Annotated in this window: 14 protein-coding genes and 1 tRNA gene; 5 read left to right on the top strand and 10 right to left on the bottom strand. The window is 40.2% G+C overall.

The window, feature by feature from the left end:
• Positions 1–26: 26 nt before the first annotated feature.
• The 3 genes from purL to BFS30_RS16750 form a co-directional block, all read right to left on the bottom strand.
• On the bottom strand, positions 27–3,692 hold the full coding sequence (gene purL, locus BFS30_RS16760; protein ID WP_069382484.1) for a phosphoribosylformylglycinamidine synthase: 3,666 nt from the start codon (positions 3,690–3,692) through the stop codon (positions 27–29).
• Positions 3,693–3,820: 128 nt separating this feature from the next.
• The gene (locus tag BFS30_RS16755) at positions 3,821–4,855 is read right to left on the bottom strand and encodes a tetratricopeptide repeat protein (protein ID WP_069380343.1); all 1,035 of its coding nucleotides are present in this window, start codon (positions 4,853–4,855) and stop codon (positions 3,821–3,823) included.
• Positions 4,856–4,901: 46 nt separating this feature from the next.
• The gene (locus tag BFS30_RS16750; protein ID WP_069380342.1) at positions 4,902–5,531 is read right to left on the bottom strand and encodes a CGNR zinc finger domain-containing protein; all 630 of its coding nucleotides are present in this window, start codon (positions 5,529–5,531) and stop codon (positions 4,902–4,904) included.
• A 211-nt stretch (positions 5,532–5,742) separates the two neighbouring features.
• On the opposite strand from BFS30_RS16750, the gene BFS30_RS16745 reads away from it, so the two are divergent.
• On the top strand, positions 5,743–6,741 hold the full coding sequence (locus tag BFS30_RS16745; protein WP_083252082.1) for a PD40 domain-containing protein: 999 nt from the start codon (positions 5,743–5,745) through the stop codon (positions 6,739–6,741).
• 29 nt (positions 6,742–6,770) lie between these two features.
• Here the strand turns inward: BFS30_RS16745 and BFS30_RS16740 are convergent, their stop codons facing one another.
• Both BFS30_RS16740 and BFS30_RS16735 read right to left on the bottom strand, forming a co-directional pair.
• Positions 6,771–8,165, bottom strand: coding sequence for a L,D-transpeptidase family protein (locus tag BFS30_RS16740; protein ID WP_237028593.1), 1,395 nt, complete (start codon positions 8,163–8,165; stop codon positions 6,771–6,773).
• Between the two features lie 359 nt (positions 8,166–8,524).
• Positions 8,525–8,601 (bottom strand) — tRNA-His (locus tag BFS30_RS16735).
• A gap of 179 nt (positions 8,602–8,780) precedes the next feature.
• On the opposite strand from BFS30_RS16735, the gene rnhA reads away from it, so the two are divergent.
• Positions 8,781–9,254 (top strand): ribonuclease HI, encoded by a 474-nt coding sequence (gene rnhA / locus BFS30_RS16730; protein WP_069380340.1) that lies wholly within the window; start codon positions 8,781–8,783, stop codon positions 9,252–9,254.
• A 41-nt stretch (positions 9,255–9,295) separates the two neighbouring features.
• On the opposite strand, the gene fbp is transcribed toward rnhA, so the two are convergent.
• Genes fbp through BFS30_RS16715 form a run of 3 tightly spaced genes read right to left on the bottom strand, consistent with a single transcriptional unit; the run spans position 9,296 to position 11,559 of the window.
• Positions 9,296–10,351, bottom strand: a complete 1,056-nt coding sequence (fbp, locus tag BFS30_RS16725; RefSeq protein WP_069380339.1) for a class 1 fructose-bisphosphatase — start codon at positions 10,349–10,351, stop codon at positions 9,296–9,298.
• 22 nt (positions 10,352–10,373) lie between these two features.
• Complete coding sequence (locus BFS30_RS16720; RefSeq protein ID WP_069380338.1) at positions 10,374–10,865, bottom strand: metallophosphoesterase family protein; 492 nt, start codon at positions 10,863–10,865, stop codon at positions 10,374–10,376.
• A gap of 43 nt (positions 10,866–10,908) precedes the next feature.
• Positions 10,909–11,559 carry a tRNA1(Val) (adenine(37)-N6)-methyltransferase gene (locus BFS30_RS16715; protein ID WP_237028592.1) on the bottom strand — a complete coding sequence of 217 codons (651 nt, stop codon included), beginning with the start codon at positions 11,557–11,559 and terminating at the stop codon, positions 10,909–10,911.
• Positions 11,560–12,321: 762 nt separating this feature from the next.
• On the opposite strand from BFS30_RS16715, the gene BFS30_RS16710 reads away from it, so the two are divergent.
• Together BFS30_RS16710 and BFS30_RS16705 are read left to right on the top strand one after the other, a co-directional pair.
• Entirely contained in the window at positions 12,322–14,508 is a 2,187-nt protein-coding gene (locus BFS30_RS16710) for a glutamine synthetase III (protein ID WP_069380336.1), read from the top strand.
• A gap of 116 nt (positions 14,509–14,624) precedes the next feature.
• The gene (locus tag BFS30_RS16705; RefSeq protein WP_069380335.1) at positions 14,625–15,806 is read left to right on the top strand and encodes an AIR synthase related protein; all 1,182 of its coding nucleotides are present in this window, start codon (positions 14,625–14,627) and stop codon (positions 15,804–15,806) included.
• A 530-nt stretch (positions 15,807–16,336) separates the two neighbouring features.
• Here the strand turns inward: BFS30_RS16705 and BFS30_RS16700 are convergent.
• Both BFS30_RS16700 and BFS30_RS16695 read right to left on the bottom strand, forming a co-directional pair.
• Positions 16,337–18,535 (bottom strand): S46 family peptidase, encoded by a 2,199-nt coding sequence (locus BFS30_RS16700; RefSeq protein ID WP_069380334.1) that lies wholly within the window; start codon positions 18,533–18,535, stop codon positions 16,337–16,339.
• A 64-nt stretch (positions 18,536–18,599) separates the two neighbouring features.
• Positions 18,600–19,820 carry an MFS transporter gene (locus BFS30_RS16695; protein WP_069380333.1) on the bottom strand — a complete coding sequence of 407 codons (1,221 nt, stop codon included), beginning with the start codon at positions 19,818–19,820 and terminating at the stop codon, positions 18,600–18,602.
• 95 nt (positions 19,821–19,915) lie between these two features.
• On the opposite strand from BFS30_RS16695, the gene BFS30_RS16690 reads away from it, so the two are divergent.
• Positions 19,916–20,788, top strand: a complete 873-nt coding sequence (locus BFS30_RS16690; RefSeq protein ID WP_069380332.1) for a LysR substrate-binding domain-containing protein — start codon at positions 19,916–19,918, stop codon at positions 20,786–20,788.
• The last annotated feature ends 35 nt before the right edge of the window (positions 20,789–20,823 follow it).

Raw genomic sequence — 20,823 nt, 5'->3', positions numbered from 1 at the left:
GTTCGTATACATCTTTTAAAATGATGTTATTTAGTGGTGTTTTCCAACCATTTTCTTGCATTTACAAAAGCCTCCATCCATGGTGTCACTTCGTCTTTACGTCCCTGAGGATAGTTGGCCCAATGCCACTGGAATAAAGAGCGCTCAATATGAGGCATCATCACCAGGTGTCTTCCCGACTGATCACATAACATCGCAGTATTGTAATCCGATCCGTTTGGATTGGCAGGATAGCTTTCGTAACCATATTTAGCTACGATACCATATTGATCTTCAGCATATGGCAATTGGAATTTACCTTCTCCATGAGATACCCATACTCCTAATGTACTGCCGGCAAGGCTCGATAACATTACGGAATTGTTTTCCTGTATCGTTAATGAAGTGAAAATACTCTCATGTTTCTGACTTTCGTTGTGCAGCATTTTAGGTTTTTCCTCATGGTCTTTATTGATCAGTCCTAATTCTACAAAAAGCTGACAACCATTACAGATACCCACAGAAAGCGTATCCTCACGTTTGAAGAAATTCTCCAGTGCTACCCTTGCTTTTTCATTGTATAAGAATGCGCCTGCCCAACCTTTGGCAGAACCCAATACGTCTGAGTTAGAGAATCCACCTACTGCACCGATAAACTGAATGTCTTCCAGTGTTTCACGACCAGAGATTAAATCCGTCATGTGTACATCCTTCACATCAAAACCTGCAAGGAACATTGCATTGGCAAGTTCACGCTCCGAGTTACTTCCTTTTTCTCTAAGCACCGCCGCTTTAGGTCTTGGTTTAGACGCGTCGATCGCCGGTTTTTTACCATCAAACTGTAATGGGAAGGTATAGTTTAAGACATGATTTTTATAGTTATCAAATCTTTCTTTTGCTTTAACCGGGCCCGCTTGTTTCTGATCTAAAAGATAAGAAGTTTTGAACCATACATCACGTAAATGATCGATATCAAAAGTATGGTTTGTACCTGCGTTTTTAACCGTTAAAGTCGCTTCAGCTTTTACTTCACCAATTTTATGGTAAGCTACTCCTGCTGCTTTAAGTGATCCTTCCACACTGGCATCTGCCTGGAATACGATTCCGATATTTTCTGCAAAAAGCACTTTAATCAGGTCTTCATTTCCTAAAGCAGAAAGGTCGATTTCCGCACCAAGGTTTCTGTCTGCAAAGCAAAGCTCTAATAAGGTAGTGATCAGACCACCGCTACCGATATCATGACCTGCCTGGATTTTTCCGGCTTTGATCAGTTCCTGAACAGTATTGAAAGCTGTTTTAAACTGTGCTGCATTTTTAACATCTGGAGTTTCATTGCCGATCTTGTTTAAGATCTGAGCAAAAGAAGAACCTCCAAGCTGATAAGCATCTCCCGAAAGGTTGATGTAGTAGATCAAGCCTCCATTTTTCTGAAGTACAGGTTCCACAACCGCAGCAATGTCATCGCAATGACCTCCAGCAGAAATGATTACCGTACCTGGAGCAATCACTTCACCATCAGGATATTTTTGTTTCATGGACAAGGAATCTTTACCGGTAGGGATATTAATTCCCAGGTCAATGGCAAATTCCGAGCATGCTTTTACCGCTTCATATAAACGTGCATCTTCACCTTCATTCTTACAGGCCCACATCCAGTTGGCAGAAAGTGAAACACTTTCCAATCCATCTTTTAAGGGAGCCCAGACAATGTTGGAAAGAGATTCTGCGATTGCATTACGGCTTCCCGCTGCTGCATTGATCAAAGCCGATAGTGGCGAATGTCCGACAGAGGTAGCGATACCATCTTTTCCCTGATAATCAAGCGCCATTACACCGCAGTTGTTTAAAGGTAATTGTAATGGTCCTGCACATTGTTGTTTTGCAACTCTTCCACCCACACAGCGGTCAACTTTGTTCGTTAACCAGTCTTTGGAAGCTACTGCTTCCAGCTGTAATACCTGCTCCAGGTAACTGTCCAGTTTATTAATATCGTAAGTTACAGGTTCATATTTCCTGTCTACTGTTTTATCTTCCATCACCACTTTCGGTGAGCTGCCAAACATGTCTTTAAGCTCCAGGTCCATAGGTTTTAAGCCTGTGGTTTTAGAAGCGAAAGTAAAGCGGTGATCACCCGTTACCTCTCCAACAGTATACATCGGACTACGTTCACGTTCAGCGATTTTATGTAAGGTATCTATGTGGTCTTTTCCGATCACCAATCCCATACGTTCCTGAGATTCGTTTCCTATAATTTCTTTGGCAGAAAGTGTAGGATCGCCAACAGGCAATTTATCCAGGTCAATCAGACCACCTGTTTCTTCTACCAGCTCAGAAAGACAGTTTAAATGTCCGCCGGCACCATGGTCATGAATCGAAACAATTGTATTTGCATCGCTTTCCACCATACCACGAACCGTATTTGCTGCTCTTTTCTGCATCTCCGGATTGGAGCGTTGAATGGCATTCAGCTCAATGCTGGAACCAAGCGCACCCGTATCAGCTGAAGATACCGCAGCACCTCCCATACCAATGCGGTAGTTTTCGCCACCCAGGATGACAATTTTATCTCCTGTTGACGGTTTATGTTTTTGTGCCTGATCAGCTTTTCCGTAGCCAACACCACCTGCAAGCATGATCACTTTATCGTATCCTAATTTTCTACCTTGTTCTTCATGTTCAAAGGTAAGTACTGATCCGGTGATCAATGGTTGTCCGAATTTATTTCCAAAATCAGAAGCACCATTGGATGCTTTAATCAGGATATCCATTGGCGTTTGGTACAACCATTTTCTTTCTTCTACTCCATTTTCCCATGGACGATCTTCGGTAAGTCTCGACAAAGCAGTCATGTATACTGCAGTACCTGCAAGGGGCAATGAACCTTGTCCACCCGCCAGTCTGTCTCTAATTTCACCACCTGATCCTGTTGCTGCTCCATTAAATGGTTCTACAGTAGTCGGGAAGTTATGGGTTTCCGCTTTTATTGAAATCACGGAATCAAAATCTTTCAATTGATAATAATCAGGTACGTCTGCTCTTTTAGGGGCAAATTGCTGTACCCTTGGTCCTTTAACGAAGGCCACGTTATCTTTATAGGCAGAAACTATTCCGTTAGGGTTTAGTTCTGATGTTTTACGGATCAGTTTAAACAAAGAAGAAGGTTGCTCCTGACCATCAATCACAAAAGTTCCGTTAAAGATTTTATGACGGCAGTGTTCAGAGTTTACCTGAGAAAAACCGAATACTTCTGAATCCGTTAATTTACGTCCCAGGTTTCCGGCCAGTTTATTTAAATAATCTACTTCCTCATCACTTAGTGATAACCCTTCCTGTTTATTGTAGGCAGCGATATCGCTGATTTCCAGGATTGGCTCCGGCTGAATGTTGGTGGTGAATACATCCTGATCCAGTCCGTCGTATTTTTGAAACAACATGTGGTCATAATTTGAAGCCTCAGCAGTGGAGTGCTCAAACTCTTCAATGCGGATAATACCCTGAAGGTCCATATTTTGGGTAATCTCTACGGCATTGGTACTCCATGGGGTTACCATTGCTGCCCTTGGGCCAACAAAGAATCCACTTAAAGATGTTTCCGATTTAACTTTCGCGCCTCCAAACAGCCAACTTAATTTTGAAATATCAGATGGTGTAAGGCTCCGGTTGATTTGCAAGACATAAATCTTGGCAGATGGGGTTTCGAAGAAAAAGATCATATTCATAAAGTGATGCAAAGATACTTTAAAAAGTAATAATGATGCAATTGAAAAAGAGGAAAATGACGCTGAATGATTTATGGTGACAGCTATCAGACAACTTTATTGAATTGAGCAATCTTTATCCACTAATCTTTGCAATACTTCTCCAGTAAGCGAAGCGAGGTCGTTCCTCCCAATCTCCGAATTTCCCGCCAGTCTTCACATGCAGCGTTTATATTCCCAAGCATTTTACTGCATATCCCTCTTTTATATAAATTTTCCTTATCAGCGGGAACGTATTGCAAGGCCTCATTATATAATTTAAGCGCAGCAGCATAATCTTTATTCCGATAATACTCATTTGCTTCATTTGTTAGCCCGTATGACGGCATCATTTCATCGATTGTTAAGTACCTGACTTCATACGTCATTTGCACTCCCACTGGTGTTCCATTCCTTACTGCCGGAGTCCATTTGCTCTTCAATTTAAAAAACTCCTTTTTAAAGAGTTCATCGTAAACCGGGCTGATGCTGTTCAAAATCTTCAGGCTATCGACTTTTCCGGATTTAAAGACAATAAAGCTTGCTTTTAAAAATCCGCTTTTTTTATCCATTAATTTGCCATTCCCCACCTTTAAAGAAGACTGAAGTGTATTTCCATTAAACCTCGCGTATACCTTTGGACTTTCTTTATAAATGGTATCTCCGTCAATTATGCTATAGACATCTTCTGCATTTAAGGTCTGCGATTTCTGAAAAGCCTCTTCTGAAACAAAGTGATACTCCAGTGCCTTAGGATTATCAAAACCATCTGCAGCTGATTGCAGCAATACCAGCTGATCTTCTTCTAGTTTTTCAATCCGAATGGTATTCATGACATGTCCTTCTGTTGATTTTAATACGACACGGTTCCCCTTAATCCCGAACCCCATGGGAGTTCCCAGGTCCTTATATCCATGAGCAATATGGAGCTTATCGGGAGCAGAAAAGGCATATTTAAAGTAGGCGTACTTGATCGTCTCTTCATCCGGTAACTCCGACTCGTCATTGTATTTAACTTCGGTAAGCACCCAGGACTTGTAAATATGTTCTGAGTTATGCTGAGCAAATAATGGAGTTGAAATAAGACAAAAAAGAAAAAATAGAATAAGATTTGAAGAGGTATTATTTAGAAAGTTCATTACGATTGCGTTTAAACAAATATAGCAATAGACCTCAAAAGTTGGCTTACTCTCCCACTATATTGTTCTTTTTCCGTTGATTGTAACGCATCATCTTGTCGGCAGAACCACAGGACTGGGGATTACACCATTTCCTTTTACCGTTCCTGGTCTCGTCCAGAAATACCCATCCACAGTTGGGACATTCCTTTATTCGAACGGCTTCCTGTCCGGTGAGCAGAGAGGCCAGTGAATTGACCACTTTCCAAACCGGAGAGCTGAGATCGCCAGGTGCCTCTACCTGCCCCATTAAAAACTTTCCTTCTACATAAAGCAAACGTTGCCTGGATACCGCATCAATGAGCAAAAGATTTGCTGCAGGTAGAAATTTCGACTTTTCATCATTGTCATTGTGCGCAACAGCAGATATCAGTCCCCGGATTACCTCCCTGATTTCTTTGACACGAGCTAAAGCCACCATCGCTTCTTCAGGTTGAACAGCGGCCAACTGACGAAGCATATCCAGAGTCCGGAGATCCGAAACTTCCAATTTTGCACACCAGGCAACAAAATCATTATAGCTCTCCAGATAGTCGTGTTTTTTTTCTCCTTTCCAGGAACTTACTGTATTTACGAAATTACAGCACAGCACGCTGCTGTCTATTGTTAGTGTTCCGATGTTTCGCAATTTCGCCATATTACAAAGTTATTTTTTTACCACCTAACAACGAAATATAATTTTAGGAGTTATTCTGATCAGCAGTTGTCTTAGCTTGCCACAAGCATTTATTCTCTACAAAAAACACGGCCATCCCCCTCTTCATCTAAAGATTTGTTTGTTTAACTAAAATACATATATTTACCATCTAAATAAAGTTAGATGGTAAATATTTAAACAAGAAAATCAAATGAAAACACATACCACAATTATCATCGGATTATTATTCAGCATTATGTCCTGTAAATACAAGGTAAAAAACAGTAACGCTTCCTATAGCTCTCCCAGCCCTGTGGACAGCGCAACACTATTTGCAGACGGCCTGATTTCCTCCAGATTAAACGAATACAACCTTACATTTTCTCCGGATGGAAATATCAGGTTATACACTATTGCCAATAATACCTCAACAAACAGATTTTACACCATTTTCATCACCAGGAAAGAGCAAGGCAGATGGACCAAGCCCCAAATCGCATCGTTTTCAGGACAGTTTAGTGATGCGGATCCTTTCTTCGATCCAATAGGCAAGAAACTTTATTTTATCTCTACCAGGCCAATTACTACAGGTGTATCAAAATCGGACTTTGACATTTGGTATGTTGATTATGAAAATGAGAAATTCAGCTTACCGAAGCACCTTGGAAACGAAGTGAACTCAATGAATGATGAATTATACCCAACTGTTTCAGAAAAAGGCAATCTGTTTTTTTCTACTGAAAATGGCTCAAAGGGGTATGACTTAATGGTTTCCAGGTATGAAAAACATAAATTTCAGCGTCCGGTTCCTCTGAATGGCTCTATAAATACAACAAAAACCGAATTCGACGCCTTCGTATCGCCCGACGAATCGTTCATTATATATACCGGTATGAATTACGCAGATAATCATGGAAGCGGCGATTTATACCTCAGCTTTAACAAAGGAGGTTTCTGGGGCAAAGGTAAAAACCTGGGGAACAAGGTTAATTCCAGCGATATGGATCAATGTCCGATGCTTTCAAATGACAGAAAAACCTTGTTTTTCACCAGCTTCAGAGACTCACAACCCTATCCTAATGATAAACCCATGACTACTGACGAATACCTCAATATATTAAACTCAGCTCTTAACGGACTTGGTAATATTTTTTGGGTTGATTTACGTCAGGTCATCGGGGCCTCCGGGATTTATAAACAAAGTAATTAGTTACAAAGCATCAAAAAGGCCTGGCTTATCTACCTGACTTTATTCATAGCAAGCCAAAGTTTCTTGTCCATGCCGTATACGTCTGGCCGATATTCAATCTTGTTATTCATCTCCCATGCTGTAAAATAGGTGATCAACAATGAAACTGGTTTCTTAGGACTGAATGCAACTGGTTCGGGAATGAGATTCTTCACTTGTACTTTTTTTGCCCGATTCAATTTATAGGCAACAAGTCTGCTACTATCCAACGGTGCCAGACCAATTTCAGATCTTAATTTATCGTACTTGGCTTTATCTGCTACCAGAAGTTCAGCAAATTTCAATGGCCGTTCCAATCTGATACAGCCATGGCTTATTGCCCGGTTAGTGAGTTTGAAAGCCTTTTTAAAATTGGTGTCATGCAAATAGATACTACTATTATTCTGGAAAGCAAACTTAAATTTACCGAGAGAATTTTTAGGTCCGGATTTTTGTACAAATCGAAAAGGCAGCTTTTCTCTGGAATATTTCGACCATCGGATCCGGCCAGGATCCTGAACAAGCTTATTCTTATAGTATACGCCGATTTGGTTTTTATTCAGGTAGCTTCTATTCTTCAATACAGTTGGATAAATTTCATTTTTGGCTATACTTTCCGGAATATTCCATACCGGATTGGCATATAGTAAGGTTATGGAGCCAAAAAGCATAGGCGTTTCATGATTATCGGGTCTGTCTTCATAATCGCCGGACTTTTTAAAAACTTCCATTTTCTTATCATAGTCCTCGTCGGATTTACTGCCCACACACACTTTCATCATGGCCAACGTATCCTCCTGCTTATAATACACCAGGTTAAAATCCGGAATATTCACCTGAACATACTCCTCCCCCATTTTTGGCAGGACCCAACGTAAACGTTCCATATTCACAGCTAATATGCGGCGAACAGCATCATCCTCAGTTTGCAAATAGGCGGACTGCAAAGCCTTATATTGTCGTGATTTATTTTGTACATGATCTAATGTATCCGATATATCGATTGAATTTAATAACCCGATAGCAGATTGATGATCTGGTCTTTTCACCGGAATAAGATATCCGGAAAACACCTTTCTGGGATCCACGACCCCAAACCTGAGGTAATTCACATAACTAATATAGGCGTCAGCTGAAAGGAGCTCAACTTTTGCCAGTGTAGGGTAAGCCTGATCCACATTTGTATATTTATTTTCTTTAAGCTCCTCCAGTAAACCGGCAAGCTCCTTTGTTGAAAACATTTCCGGATTAAGGCCATGCTCATTGCTGTTTTGTAAAAAGCTCAAGAGTGTATCTAAATTTCTGTTCCCATAAAATTTCACAATTAGCTTTGGAGAACCGGCATTACCGGCATAAAAAGCTTTAATTGATTTGGTATTGGTTAGTCTGACAGACAGAGTATCCATCGTTCTGTTAAAAACAGAATCAAAGACAAGGGTATCAAATTTCTTATAAATCTTGCTTTTGAAGCCTTTGGACAGCAACTCGCCAACAGAAGGTTCTTTCTTAAAAGAACTAATTAAACAAACTAAAATAACAAGAGCCGATGCAATCGTAAATGTTTTCAATGTATACAATAAAATAGATGTAAAATGATCTCAAAAACGACATGTAGGGGGGCTATCTTTTTGAAAAACAAATAATTTCGAACGTTACAATAAACATCGTGCCAGGTTTAATGACTCTTAGAAATTTGAACACAATCTCATTTCAGCAGGAATTATTTGAAACAAAAAAAGCAGTCTTTTCAGACTGCTTTCAAAACTGGGGTGGAATATGGGGCTCGAACCCACGACCCTCGGTACCACAAACCGATGCTCTAACCAACTGAGCTAAAACCACCATGTTTTTTTCAACGTCACAAAAGTACGATTAAAAACATTTTTATCAAATAATTTTAACAATTAAGTCACACTTTTCTTTTAAGCCTTTCTATTTCAGGGCATTTATTTTTTCATCCAAATAATAATTGATTGTCATAAATTGCATTTAAAGCTTAAAAACATAGATTTGTCTCAGTTATGATTGAAATTTTTACAGACGGAGCAGCAAGTGGAAACCCTGGACCAGGAGGTTATGGGGTTATTTTACGTTCGGGCAACCACTACAAGGAATTGAGTGGCGGCTTTCGCATGACCACAAACAACAGAATGGAACTACTGGCGGTTATCGAAGGCTTAAATGCTTTAAAAACCCCGGGACAGGATGTTACAGTTGTTTCCGATTCGAAATATGTGGTAGACTCTGTAGAAAAGAAATGGGTATTCGGATGGGTAAAGACCGGATTCAAGGGAAAGAAGAATAAAGACCTTTGGGTTCGCTTTCTAAATGTATATAAATTACACCAGGTTAAGTTTGTCTGGATTAAGGGGCACAATGCCCACCCGGAAAATGAACGTTGTGATGAATTGGCTGTAGCTGCAGGCAAAAACAGAGCCGCCCTGGCTATTGATGTAGAATTTGAAAAAGAAAGAGCTAAACAGACTTTATTATAATAGTCTGTTTAGCTCTTTATATGGGCCAGAGATTGATTTGATTATCCTACCTCTCCCAGTTTTTCAGACACAGCCGCATTTACATTTTTCTCTGCGGAGAACTCCGCCATCATTCCTTCAGCCATCGTCACCATTTCTTTGGATCCTATAAAGATGGAACTGCGCTGGTGCAATTCTGTAGGTTCTATATCCAGGATTCTGTTGAATCCATCAGAGGCAACCCCACCTGCCTGTTCAACGATGAAAGCCATCGGATTACATTCATATAATAACCTCAGTTTTCCTTTTGGAGAATTGGCTGTAGTCGGATAGATATAAATCCCCCCTTTAATCAGGTTTCTATGAATATCACCCACCATTGAACCAATATACCTTGACGTATAAGGTCTGTTGGTTGCTTCATCATGTACCTGCACATATTTCAGGTATTTCTTTACCCCCTCAGGGAAATGAACATAGTTCCCTTCGTTTAAAGAATAAATATTACCGCCTTCAGGAATTCTCATGTTTGGATGAGATAAACAGAACTCCCCTATTGAGGGATCTAAAGTGAATCCGTTTACCCCTTTTCCAGTAGTATATACCAGCATGGTAGAAGAGCCATAGATCACATACCCTGCCGCCACCTGTTGTGTACCTTTTTGTAATACATCCGCCAGTGTAGCTTCTCCATCCACAGATTTTCTACGATAGATAGAGAAAATTGTTCCAACAGCCACATTACAATCAATGTTTGAAGAGCCGTCTAAAGGGTCGATACAAACAATATACTTTGCATTTTTCGATACCGGAGAGTCAATCCTTACAAAATCATCTTCCTCTTCTGTCGCTACAATACAGCACTCACCGCCACTGGTTAGTGCGCTAATGAATTGGATATTCGCAAATACATCTAATTTTTTCTGACCTTCTCCCTGGATATTAACTGTCCCTGCATCACCAAGAATATCGACCAAACCGGCTTTATTTACTTCCCGGTTAACGATTTTTGAGGCAATACCTATGTCTCTCAGCAATCTGGAGAGCTCTCCTTTTGCATAGGAGAAGTCTGCTTGTTTTTCAATTATAAATTGGCCTAGTGTTTTAATGCCCGACATATTACTTAGTGTATTTTATACGTTATCTATTTCCTATTTCTATGGCCTCTAAGGTATGTATTTTTTCCTCCGAAATACAAAATCTAATTAATGTTTTCACCCGATGCCAGCCCGAATTTCCCGCCGCACCCGGATTTATATGCAAGCAATTAATTTTTTTATCGAACATCACTTTAAGGATATGCGAGTGCCCGGTGATAAAGAGCATCGGGGGCTTAGTGTATATTTCACCCTTAACCTGAGGAGCATATTTTCCCGGATATCCCCCAATATGGGTCATCCATACATCGACCTTTTCACAGTTAAAACGGAGGTGCTCCGGGAATGCGGAACGGATTTCCTTTCCATCGATATTGCCATAAACCCCTTTAAGCGGTTTAAAGGCAGCTAAGCGATCGGCAACATCGGGACCGAAGTCTCCGGCATGCCATATTTCATCACATTCATCAAAATGTTTAAACACTGCATCGTCAAGAAAACCATGCGTATCGGAAATGAGTCCTATTTTTTTCAAAGTATAGCGTATTTGTCTTTAGACAAAGCTATGTATATTGCCATCAGAAGGCAAGAAAGAAATCTTTTAACAGCAAGCGGTAAGCTTCAGTATAAACCCCTCTGGACTCATAAATGTAAAAAGTTTCCTGTTCTTTCGCCCCTTTTAACCTGGACAGACAAACGATCTGGCGAATCACGGGTTTGGTTTGATCAGAACAAACGTCAATCTGTTTTCGAACCAACAAATCAAATGCAGCAGCACTTTGTACTAGCAAACCTGCCTGCTTTACCGGTAAAATTACCCAAAAGCAACCTTCCTCAGCCAATATTTCGGAAACTTTCTCCAATAGCGCCTCAAAAAACCGTTCATCAGCATGTCTTGCAATTCCTTTTCTTATTTCAGGATTTTTAAGGTCGTTGACAAAATATGGGGGATTGGAAACGACCAGGTCATACCTCCGATCGGTCGTATAATCTTCTATGGCACTGAAATGAGCGGCAGTCCGCGATGAAAAGCTGGAACGGGCAAAATTCCCGACCGCTGCATTCGCAGCAGATTCGTCGATCTCTACCGCATCTATATAGGCAGAAGAAAAACGCTGGGCCAGCATCAGGGCGATTACTCCTGTTCCGGTACCGATATCCAGAATATAACGAGGTTCAGATTTAGCTACTACAGCAGCCAGCAACACACCATCCGTATTGATCTTCATGGCGCAACCAGATTGGTCTACCTCAAATTGCTTAAACCTAAAAATACTCCCCATGATGGCATTTGAAATTATCGTATACTATATATAATATATAAGTATGTTATTTATGGAACGGGGCAAAGGTAAAAAAAACAACCATCAGGATCTCAGATCGGGGAGGAAATAAAATTCCTGATGGTTATTTGAAGTACAGCAGGCATGGTTTACTAACCTTGAGAATTTATTCCTGCTCATTCTTATTTTACCTATCTAAAGTGCTACACCACCTAAACTGGTAAACATCCATATCAATATGATTAGGGGGTCACATTAAAAAGGGCTGTCTCTACTAAGATCCTTATGTTTTTATTATTCTGCTATATCTTTTTATTATTCGTAGGCATAAACCTTTTATTTGCAGGGAATGCCTTATTATTTGTTTTTTCTACACCTTATATATCATAATCAGCTTTTTTTTCTCTTTTATTTGAAAATTTCTTCCTATCTTCCAGAAAATAAGGGAAATATCCTTTCCATTCCTTACAATGATGTGAAGATTACCAGCTTTTCATAGCCAAAATGCAAAAAATCTTAAAACGCCTGAAATCGGCAAAAACATCAAACAGGCGGCAGAATAACGCCTATTCATTAAAATTCATCACACAAAATCTCTAAAAACCTCAAATATTTCTTTGATTATTTCCTGACATTCGTATTTTTACAAACAATTCACAGAAAATACCAAACAAAAATTATATTTTTGACCAAATTTTAAACAAATAAATGAAAAGCTTAAGAACAATTGCATTAAAAGAGGCGCAATCAAGAATTTCACCGGAAGTAAAGTCTCCTTCGACTAAGATTTCTGAGTTTTTTGGCGTTAATGTTTTCGATAAGAAAAAAATGAAAGATTTCTTATCAAAAGAAGTGTTTGAGAAATTAATTTCTTCCATTGACCAGGGAGAGTTAATCAATCATGAGGATGCCAATCATATCGCCACAGCCATGAAAAGCTGGGCAATGGCTAAAGGTGCAACCCACTACACTCACTGGTTTCAACCATTAACAGGATCTACTGCTGAAAAACATGACTCTTTCTTTGAGCCAAGTAAAGATGGTGCAATTGAAGTATTTGCAGGAAGTGCATTGGTTCAGCAAGAGCCGGATGCATCCAGCTTCCCTAACGGAGGTATCCGTAATACTTTTGAGGCCCGCGGATATACTGCATGGGATCCTTCTTCTCCAGCTTTCATTATGGAAAGCAAAGCTGGTAAAACGCTTTGTATTCCTACTGTATTTGTTGCTTACACCGGTGAGGCTTTAGATTATAAAGCTCCCCTGTTAAAAGCACTTTCTGCTTTAGATAAAGCAGCAGTTGATGTTTGTCAGTATTTCGACAAAAGCATCACTAAAGTAAATGCATCTTTAGGTATTGAGCAGGAATACTTCCTGGTAGACCTTGCGATGTATAACGCACGTCCGGATCTTGCCTTAACCGGCCGTACCCTATTCGGACATATGTCTGCAAAAGGACAACAATTAGAAGATCATTATTTCGGATCGATTCCTGAGCGTGTATTCACTTATATGGTTGATTTTGAAAACGAAGCCCTGAAATTAGGTATTCCTTTGAAAACACGCCACAATGAGGTTGCTCCTTCTCAGTTCGAATGCGCACCAATCTATGAAGAAATCAACCTTGCGATTGACCACAATCAATTGTTGATGGACTTAATGGAAAAAGTTGCCTTAAGACATAACTTCAAAGTTTTATTACACGAAAAACCATATGCAGGAATCAACGGATCAGGTAAACACAACAACTGGTCACTAATTACTGATACTGGTAAAAACTTATTGTCACCAGGAAAAACGCCTAAAAACAACTTAATGTTCTTAACGTTTTTCGTGAATACCATTAAAGCTGTTCATGAACATGCTGATCTTTTAAGAGCAAGTATCGCTTCTGTAAGCAATGATCACCGTCTTGGAGCTAATGAGGCGCCACCGGCAATCATCTCGATCTTCCTTGGTTCACAACTTGCTGATGTATTAGACGAAATCGAATCTTCACGCAGCATCATCAAAAAAGTAAAAAGCGAAGATTCATTGTGGTTAGGTATTCCTAAGATCCCTCAGATCTCTTTCGATACAACTGACCGTAACCGTACTTCTCCTTTTGCTTTCACCGGAAACAAATTCGAGCTTAGGGCAGTAGGTTCTTCTGAAAACTCTTCTGCTCCGATGACTGTCCTGAATGCAATTGTTGCAGATCAATTGACTAAATTCAAAGTTGAAGTAGACAAACTGATCAAAAAAGGAGAGAAAAAAGATGTGGCTTTATTAACCATCATCAAAAAATACCTTAAAGAATCAAAAGACATCCGTTTTGAAGGAAATGGTTATAGCCAGGAGTGGGAAGAGGAAGCTGCAAAACGCGGTTTATCAAACATCAAAACTACACCTAAAGCTTTAGATGCTTACTTAACTGAAAAAACATCTGAGCTATTCACTAACACCAATATCTTCAGCAAACGTGAATTACATGCACGTCATGAGATCTTATTGGAAAGCTATTACAAGAAACTTCAGATCGAAGCAAGGGTAATTGGCGAAGTAGCAAACAGCATGATCATTCCTGCTACAATTGCTTACCAAAATACGCTAATCGAAAATGCAAAAGGATTGAAAGACCTTGGTCTTGGTAAAGATGCTCTAGAAACGCCGTTATTGATCATCAATAAAGTTTCAGAACACCTTGGTGTCCTTAAAACCAGTATCGATAAAATGTTGGAAGAACGTAAAAAAACTAATGCAATCGAAGATTCACGCGAGAAAGCAATCGGTTATGATGAGAATGTTAAATCTTACTTTGACACCATCCGTTACCATACAGATAAATTAGAACAAATTGTAGACGACAGCGTATGGCCTCTACCTAAGTTCAGAGAATTGTTGTTTATAAAATAAACCAAACCTCAATAAACCATTTATTTTAGTTTTATAACCCTTCAATTAATTTTGAAGGGTTATTTTTTTGCGCTTAACGCTTTAACATTCGGGCGTTTCCCTATCTTTGCAACAACATGAGTGATAACAGGTACAACCAACGTGGCGTTTCTGCGTCAAAAGAAGATGTGCACCAAGCCATCAAGAATATAGATAAAGGTATTTTTCCGCAAGCCTTCTGTAAAATCATCCCGGATATCCTGGGAAATGATGAAGCATTCTGCAACATTATGCATGCAGACGGAGCAGGGACAAAATCATCTCTGGCCTATGTTTACTGGAAAGAAACAGGTGATATTTCCGTATGGAAAGGAATTGCACAGGATGCCATCATTATGAATATCGATGACCTCATCTGTGTAGGCGCTACAGATCAGATCCTTTTATCCTCTACCATTGGACGCAACAAAAACCTGATCCCAGGAGAAGTGATTGCTGCAATTATCAATGGCACTGAAGAGATCCTGGCAGAATTAAGAGCACTTGGAATTTCCATTTATTCTACCGGAGGTGAAACCGCCGACGTGGGTGATCTTGTTCGCACCATCATCGTTGACTCTACAGTAACCTGCAGAATTGAGCGGGATAAAATCATCAGCAATGATAAAATTCAAGCGGGAGATGTGATTGTAGGACTTTCTTCATCAGGACAAGCCAGCTATGAAACCGAATATAATGGTGGAATGGGATCAAATGGATTAACTTCTGCCAGACATGATGTTTTCGAGAAATCCATCGCCAACAACTATCCTGAAAGTTTCGATCCTTCAGTTCCTTTTGACCTGGTATTTTCCGGAGGCAAAAAGCTGACTGACACCATCAAAATAAATGAAGAGACAGAAATTACTGTAGGAAAGTTAGTGCTTTCCCCTACCCGTACTTATGCACCTGTCATTAAAAAAGTTTTAGAAGCACACCGAGATCAGATTCATGGCATCGTACATTGCAGTGGTGGCGCCCAGACTAAAGTGCTTCATTTTGTAAATGATGATGTACATATCATTAAAGACAATCTGTTTCCTGTTCCTCCTTTATTCCAATTGATCCAGGAGCAGTCAGGCACCGACTGGAAAGAAATGTATAAAGTATTCAATATGGGACATAGAATGGAACTATATGTTCCGGAAGCTATTGCTCAGGAGATTATTGCAATTTCTAATAGTTTTAACATTGAGGCACAGATTATTGGCCGTGTAGAATCATCATCACAGAAACAGGTAACGATTCAAAGCGAAAAAGGTACGTTTGTATATAACTAACCGAAGCAGATATTATTAAGGAAACCGGCATTATTTAGTGCCGGTTTTTTTGTGTTCCTGATTTTTGTTATTTAGCTCTTTCGTTTCCAATTATTCTTAGTTAAAAAGATTATTCTTACTTAAAAAAGAAGCATCACTCTTCAAAGGCTGAAAACCTTGCGCTGAAGGGCGCAAAGCCTTCTATGCCTTTTCAGAGAATGCTTCTTTTTTATTGAAATATTGCTCATTCCCACCCATAGTTATCATCCTGGACAAGGCGAATTGCTTCAACAATAAAAAGGAGCAAATAAAAAAAGGGTTAAACATGATGCTTAACCCCTTTCAGTTAGTTTTAAAACAGTATTTTAATCTGAGTGCTACAAGGATCTTTATCTGAAATCTTACAAGTCCTTTAATCTGAAACCCTGCAAGATCCTTAATCCCGGGCAGGATCTCTCTTTTCCCCAAAAAAAATGTTCCTCTTTGAAGACATCCGGATATTTGCTTTTCAGCAAAGATCCGAGGATGAAAAGAGGAACATTTTTTTCACATTACTTCTTGGTAACAGCTTTCTTCGGAGCTACACCATCTTTTCTGATGTCCAGCTCATCAATTATATTCTTAGCGCCACCTAAAACGTCAATACACCACAACACATAGCGTACATCCACACAGATTGTGCGTTTAAATTTCTTATCAAATGCGATATCACCGCTCATTGCTTCCCAGTTACCATCGAAAGCAAGGCCGATTAGTTCGCCATTGCCATTGATCACCGGTGAACCAGAGTTACCACCAGTAATGTCATTATTGGTAATGAATCCTACCGTCAAAGTACCATCATTACCATATTGGCCGAAGTTCTTTTTATTGTAGTTTTCGATCAGGTTAGCAGGAAGGTCAAACTCGCCATCACCAGGAACATATTTTTGCATGATTCCTTCGATCGTTGTCGTAGTTTTATACGACATCCCATCTTTTGGAGCGTAGTCCTGAACATTTCCATAAGACAACCTCATTGTTGAATTTGCATCCGGATACATGATCTTTCCTGCATTTTTTTCCAGGATTGCTTTCAGGTAGAGGTTATCCAGTTCTGCTTTTTTAGTTTCAAAATCAGCTACCAGAGATCCGAAGTTTGCTTTTACATAATCCGCAGGAAGCAGGTTTACCGCATATTTATATCCAGGATCAGCTTTAATGGCATCAAGGCTTGGATTAGAAGCGATAAATTTCTTCAGTTTCTCCGGTTTAATGAAATTACTGTTTTCCCACAGGTAATCCGCGTACTTCTCAAAAGTTGTTTCAGGGCTTCCTGTCCAGTATTTCTCTGCAATTTCGGCGAAGAACTTAGGTTGTGATTTTGTAGGAACATCCTGATAGAAAGCAGCCAGGATCTTAGCGAAGATCTTTTTATCAGCAGCTTCCACATAAGTTTCTTCGTAACCGGCAATCGAACCATTGATGCTTGATTTTACTTTTTCAGCAAAGGCAGCATCACCTTTTTTCTGGTCCATTGCAGTCCATGCGCGACCGATAGAAATTGCATTTGGCACCCATCCTGAGGCCATAAAGCCTTCATTGATATAAGTACGTTGTACAGAGATCGGATCGATATCTTTATAAATCTGAGCATATTGATCCATCAGGCCAGCAAATTCAGTTTTCTGAGCTGCCCATTCTGTAAACTCTTTTTCTTCTTTTCTTTTTGAATCGGCAACTTTAAGTCTTTTCAGCTGTTCAGTCTGACCAATAAAATATTTCCAGTAGTTAGCGATGTTTGCATATTGTGAAGACAGTTTCAAACGGGTATCTACACTTTTATCCATTTCCTGTTTCCATGCTTTCAGACGGATATCGCGTAATTTCACGATCGTCGGACTTACTTTTTCAGTTGCAAGATCAACACCGTAAGAAGTTAAATACCGGTCTGTGCGGCCTGGATAACCGTAAACGATAGAAAAATCACCATTTTTCACTCCCTTGATAGAAACCGGAAGGAATTTTTTTGGTGCATAAGGCACATTTTCTGTGGTATATTTCGAAGGCTTATTGTCTTTACCGGCATATACTCTGAATACAGAGAAATCACCTGTTTGACGTGGCCACTCCCAGTTGTCTGTATCACCACCGAATTTACCGATATTCTGAGGAGGTGCACCTACCAGACGGATATCATCAAAACGTTCGTAAACGAAAAGGATAAACTGGTTTGATTTATAGAAGTCTTTTACGTTTGCTTCGATTGTAGGGCCTGTTACCGCAGCTTTAGCGATGGTATTGAAGGCTTCCGTCATTTTTGAAGCTTTCTCTGCGCCTTTCAATCCTTTGGTTGCTTCATTTACTTTATCCGTTACATCTTCCATTTTCAGAAGGAAACGTACAAATAAACCATCGATAGGTTTTTCTTCACCATAATTTTTGGCATAGAAACCATTGTCAAGAATGTTGTTTTGAGCTGTTGAGTTAGAAGCTATTGCATCATAACCACAGTGATGGTTGGTAAAGATCAATCCTTTATCAGAAACAATCTCTCCGGTACAGAAACCACCGAAATGAACGATAGCATCTTTAAGGCTCGAACCATTTGCATTGTAAAGGTCTTTTGCGCTTAGCTTAAAGCCTTGTTTCTTCATTTGCTCATAGTTCTTTCCTATCAGCATCGGGATCCACATCCCTTCATCTGCCTTGGCTGTATTCGCAAAGGAAAACACCAATGCACACAACAGCAGATAAACTGTTTTTTTCATGATATAATAAATTAGTTAGTGATACACCAAAGTTAAGTAATTGGGACCAGTTATAGGTTAGGAATTACACGCTAAGCGTCTTTCTTTGGGAATACCTGCTTCGGTAAATGATAAAAGCTACAGTTGCGGTGATGCCGATCGTCCCTTCAATGAAGATTGCCGGCCTCGGACCTATCAGGTTTGCGGCCCAGCCAATCAGCAGGCTACCGATGGGTATGATTCCCTGATAAGCCATTACATAATAACTAATTGCCCTGCCGCGCATCTCCGGAATTGAATGTGTTTGTATATACGTATTGATTGCGGAGGTCTGCGCCATCATCCCTACTCCTGCCAGTGTCATAAAAAATAAGGCGAAGGGCAGTTGAGGAGCGTAGGCCAGGAACAGCAGACTTCCACCCAGGATTACTCCCGCTATCGTCACCATTTTGATCAGGCCATTGCTGTTTTTAAGGTTGGCCAGATAGATGGCACTTAAGATAGAGCCCAGGCCGGCTGCGCTTTCAAACCAGCTGAAAGTCCGCGCATCACCGTTAAATATATCTTTTGCAAACATGGGCATCAGGGTATTAAAAGGCATCACAAACAAGCTGCTCATGCCAAGTATGAGGATCATACTACTCAGGTCTCTATCTCCGGATACATACTTAAACCCTTCTTCCAGTTCAGTCCAGATGCTTTTCTCCGATTTACCGATCGCGGTGACATTGAGGCGCATCATAAACAGACAGATCAGTACCGGCACATAACTCAGAAAGTTCCCGATGAAACAGATATCTGTACCAAAGGCACTCAGGATAATTCCCGCTACTGCCGGCCCCGCAATGCGTGCAAAATTCACCATCGTGGAGTTTAGCGCAATTGCATTCGGAAGGTCTTCTTTATCATCTACCATTTCTACCATCAACGACTGTCGGCAGGTCATGTCAAAGGCATTGATGATCCCCTGGATAAGACTCAGCACAACGATCAGGAGTATATTATGGTATCCAAAAAATATGATTCCTGCCAATGCTCCCGCCTGCATCATGGATGCAATCTGCGTAATAACCAGGATCCGGTAGCGGTTATGTCTGTCGACCAGGCTGCCTGCATAAGGCGAAAGCAGCAGCGAGGGGATCAGGCTCACAAACCCCACTACCCCTAACAACAACGCTGATCCTGTCAATTGATACACCAACCAGCTCACTGCCGTCTTCTGCATCCATGTTCCAATTAAGGAAATGGATTGTCCATAGAAAAACAGCTTGAAGTTTCTGGATTTAAGCGATCTGAATAGTGCCATAGGATTTATTTCTGTGATGGCTCAAATTTCGGCATTAACTATATATTTGTAAAATTGATAATTTTAATCATATTGATTAGTTTAACCGATCGATTATGGAATTTAGACAACTGAATTATTTCATCAAAGCTGCAGAGTTGCTGCATTTCACGGATGCTGCTGCAGCGTGTTTTGTCACTCAGTCTACCTTATCCCAGCAGATCAAACAGCTGGAAGAAGAATTAGGAATGCCCCTGTTTGACCGGATAGGTAAACATGTACAGCTCAGCGAAGCGGGAAAACTATTTCTGAAACATGCAAGACAGATTTTGCAGGAGGTAAAAAAATCAAAGCAAGCCATATTTGAATTAAACAATCTCGTTAACGGGGAGCTTAGGGTCGGAGTAACTTATGCTTTCAGCTCATTATTACTGCCTTCGCTCACGCCCTTTTCAAAAAAGTATCCTGGTATTAAACTCCATATAGAATCCGGCATTGCAGGGGAGCTGGAACTGAGGCTGAAAAATGCGGACCTTGATTTTATCCTTGCTTTCCATGAACAATCTGACAATGACGGCCTGGATATGCAGTTGCTGTTTACTTCACGAATCAAAATGGTAACTTCCAGAAGCCATCCACTGGCACAACTGAGTAAAATTTCCCTGAAAGACCTCGGACCGCAAGAAATGGTTTTAGCCAATAAAGGATTCAGTTCAAGAGACATGCTTGATCAGATTTTTAAAAAGAACAACATCATTCCCAACATCAAAATCGAGATGAACGACACTCATTCTCTGCTGTCTCTCGTCGACACTGGCAACTGGATCACGATCATTAACGAAAAAGCAATTACCGGCTGGGATAACCTTATTGCCATTCCAATTATTGGAAAAGAACTCCATAAAGAAGCTTTTATCCTATGGCAGAAGGGGGCTTTCAAAAAAAAATCAGCAACCCTTTTTATTGAAGAGCTGCTGAAGACTATGTAGGAGAACGTATTAATTCGTGATTCCCTTTCATTTAT

This window comes from Pedobacter steynii, assembly GCF_001721645.1.
In the GTDB taxonomy this organism is placed as follows: Bacteria; Bacteroidota; Bacteroidia; order Sphingobacteriales; family Sphingobacteriaceae; genus Pedobacter; species Pedobacter steynii_A.
Note: the sequence above shows the minus strand (reverse complement) of the source record. Positions and strands in the feature narration are given on the sequence as shown.

What these genes read in the sequence shown, in the direction of transcription:
- BFS30_RS16740 (WP_237028593.1), bottom strand. Translation starts at nt 8,165, where the DNA reads ATGGATACTCTGTCTGTCAGACTAACCAATACCAAATCAATTAAAGCT.
- fbp (WP_069380339.1), bottom strand. Translation starts at nt 10,351, where the DNA reads ATGTCGGGCATTAAAACACTAGGCCAATTTATAATTGAAAAACAAGCA.
- rnhA (WP_069380340.1), top strand. Translation starts at nt 8,781, where the DNA reads ATGATTGAAATTTTTACAGACGGAGCAGCAAGTGGAAACCCTGGACCA.
- BFS30_RS16745 (WP_083252082.1), top strand. Translation starts at nt 5,743, where the DNA reads ATGAAAACACATACCACAATTATCATCGGATTATTATTCAGCATTATG.
- BFS30_RS16715 (WP_237028592.1), bottom strand. Translation starts at nt 11,559, where the DNA reads ATGAAGATCAATACGGATGGTGTGTTGCTGGCTGCTGTAGTAGCTAAA.
- BFS30_RS16700 (WP_069380334.1), bottom strand. Translation starts at nt 18,535, where the DNA reads ATGAAAAAAACAGTTTATCTGCTGTTGTGTGCATTGGTGTTTTCCTTT.
- BFS30_RS16750 (WP_069380342.1), bottom strand. Translation starts at nt 5,531, where the DNA reads ATGGCGAAATTGCGAAACATCGGAACACTAACAATAGACAGCAGCGTG.
- BFS30_RS16695 (WP_069380333.1), bottom strand. Translation starts at nt 19,820, where the DNA reads ATGGCACTATTCAGATCGCTTAAATCCAGAAACTTCAAGCTGTTTTTC.
- BFS30_RS16690 (WP_069380332.1), top strand. Translation starts at nt 19,916, where the DNA reads ATGGAATTTAGACAACTGAATTATTTCATCAAAGCTGCAGAGTTGCTG.
- BFS30_RS16755 (WP_069380343.1), bottom strand. Translation starts at nt 4,855, where the DNA reads ATGAACTTTCTAAATAATACCTCTTCAAATCTTATTCTATTTTTTCTT.
- purL (WP_069382484.1), bottom strand. Translation starts at nt 3,692, where the DNA reads ATGATCTTTTTCTTCGAAACCCCATCTGCCAAGATTTATGTCTTGCAA.
- BFS30_RS16705 (WP_069380335.1), top strand. Translation starts at nt 14,625, where the DNA reads ATGAGTGATAACAGGTACAACCAACGTGGCGTTTCTGCGTCAAAAGAA.
- BFS30_RS16710 (WP_069380336.1), top strand. Translation starts at nt 12,322, where the DNA reads ATGAAAAGCTTAAGAACAATTGCATTAAAAGAGGCGCAATCAAGAATT.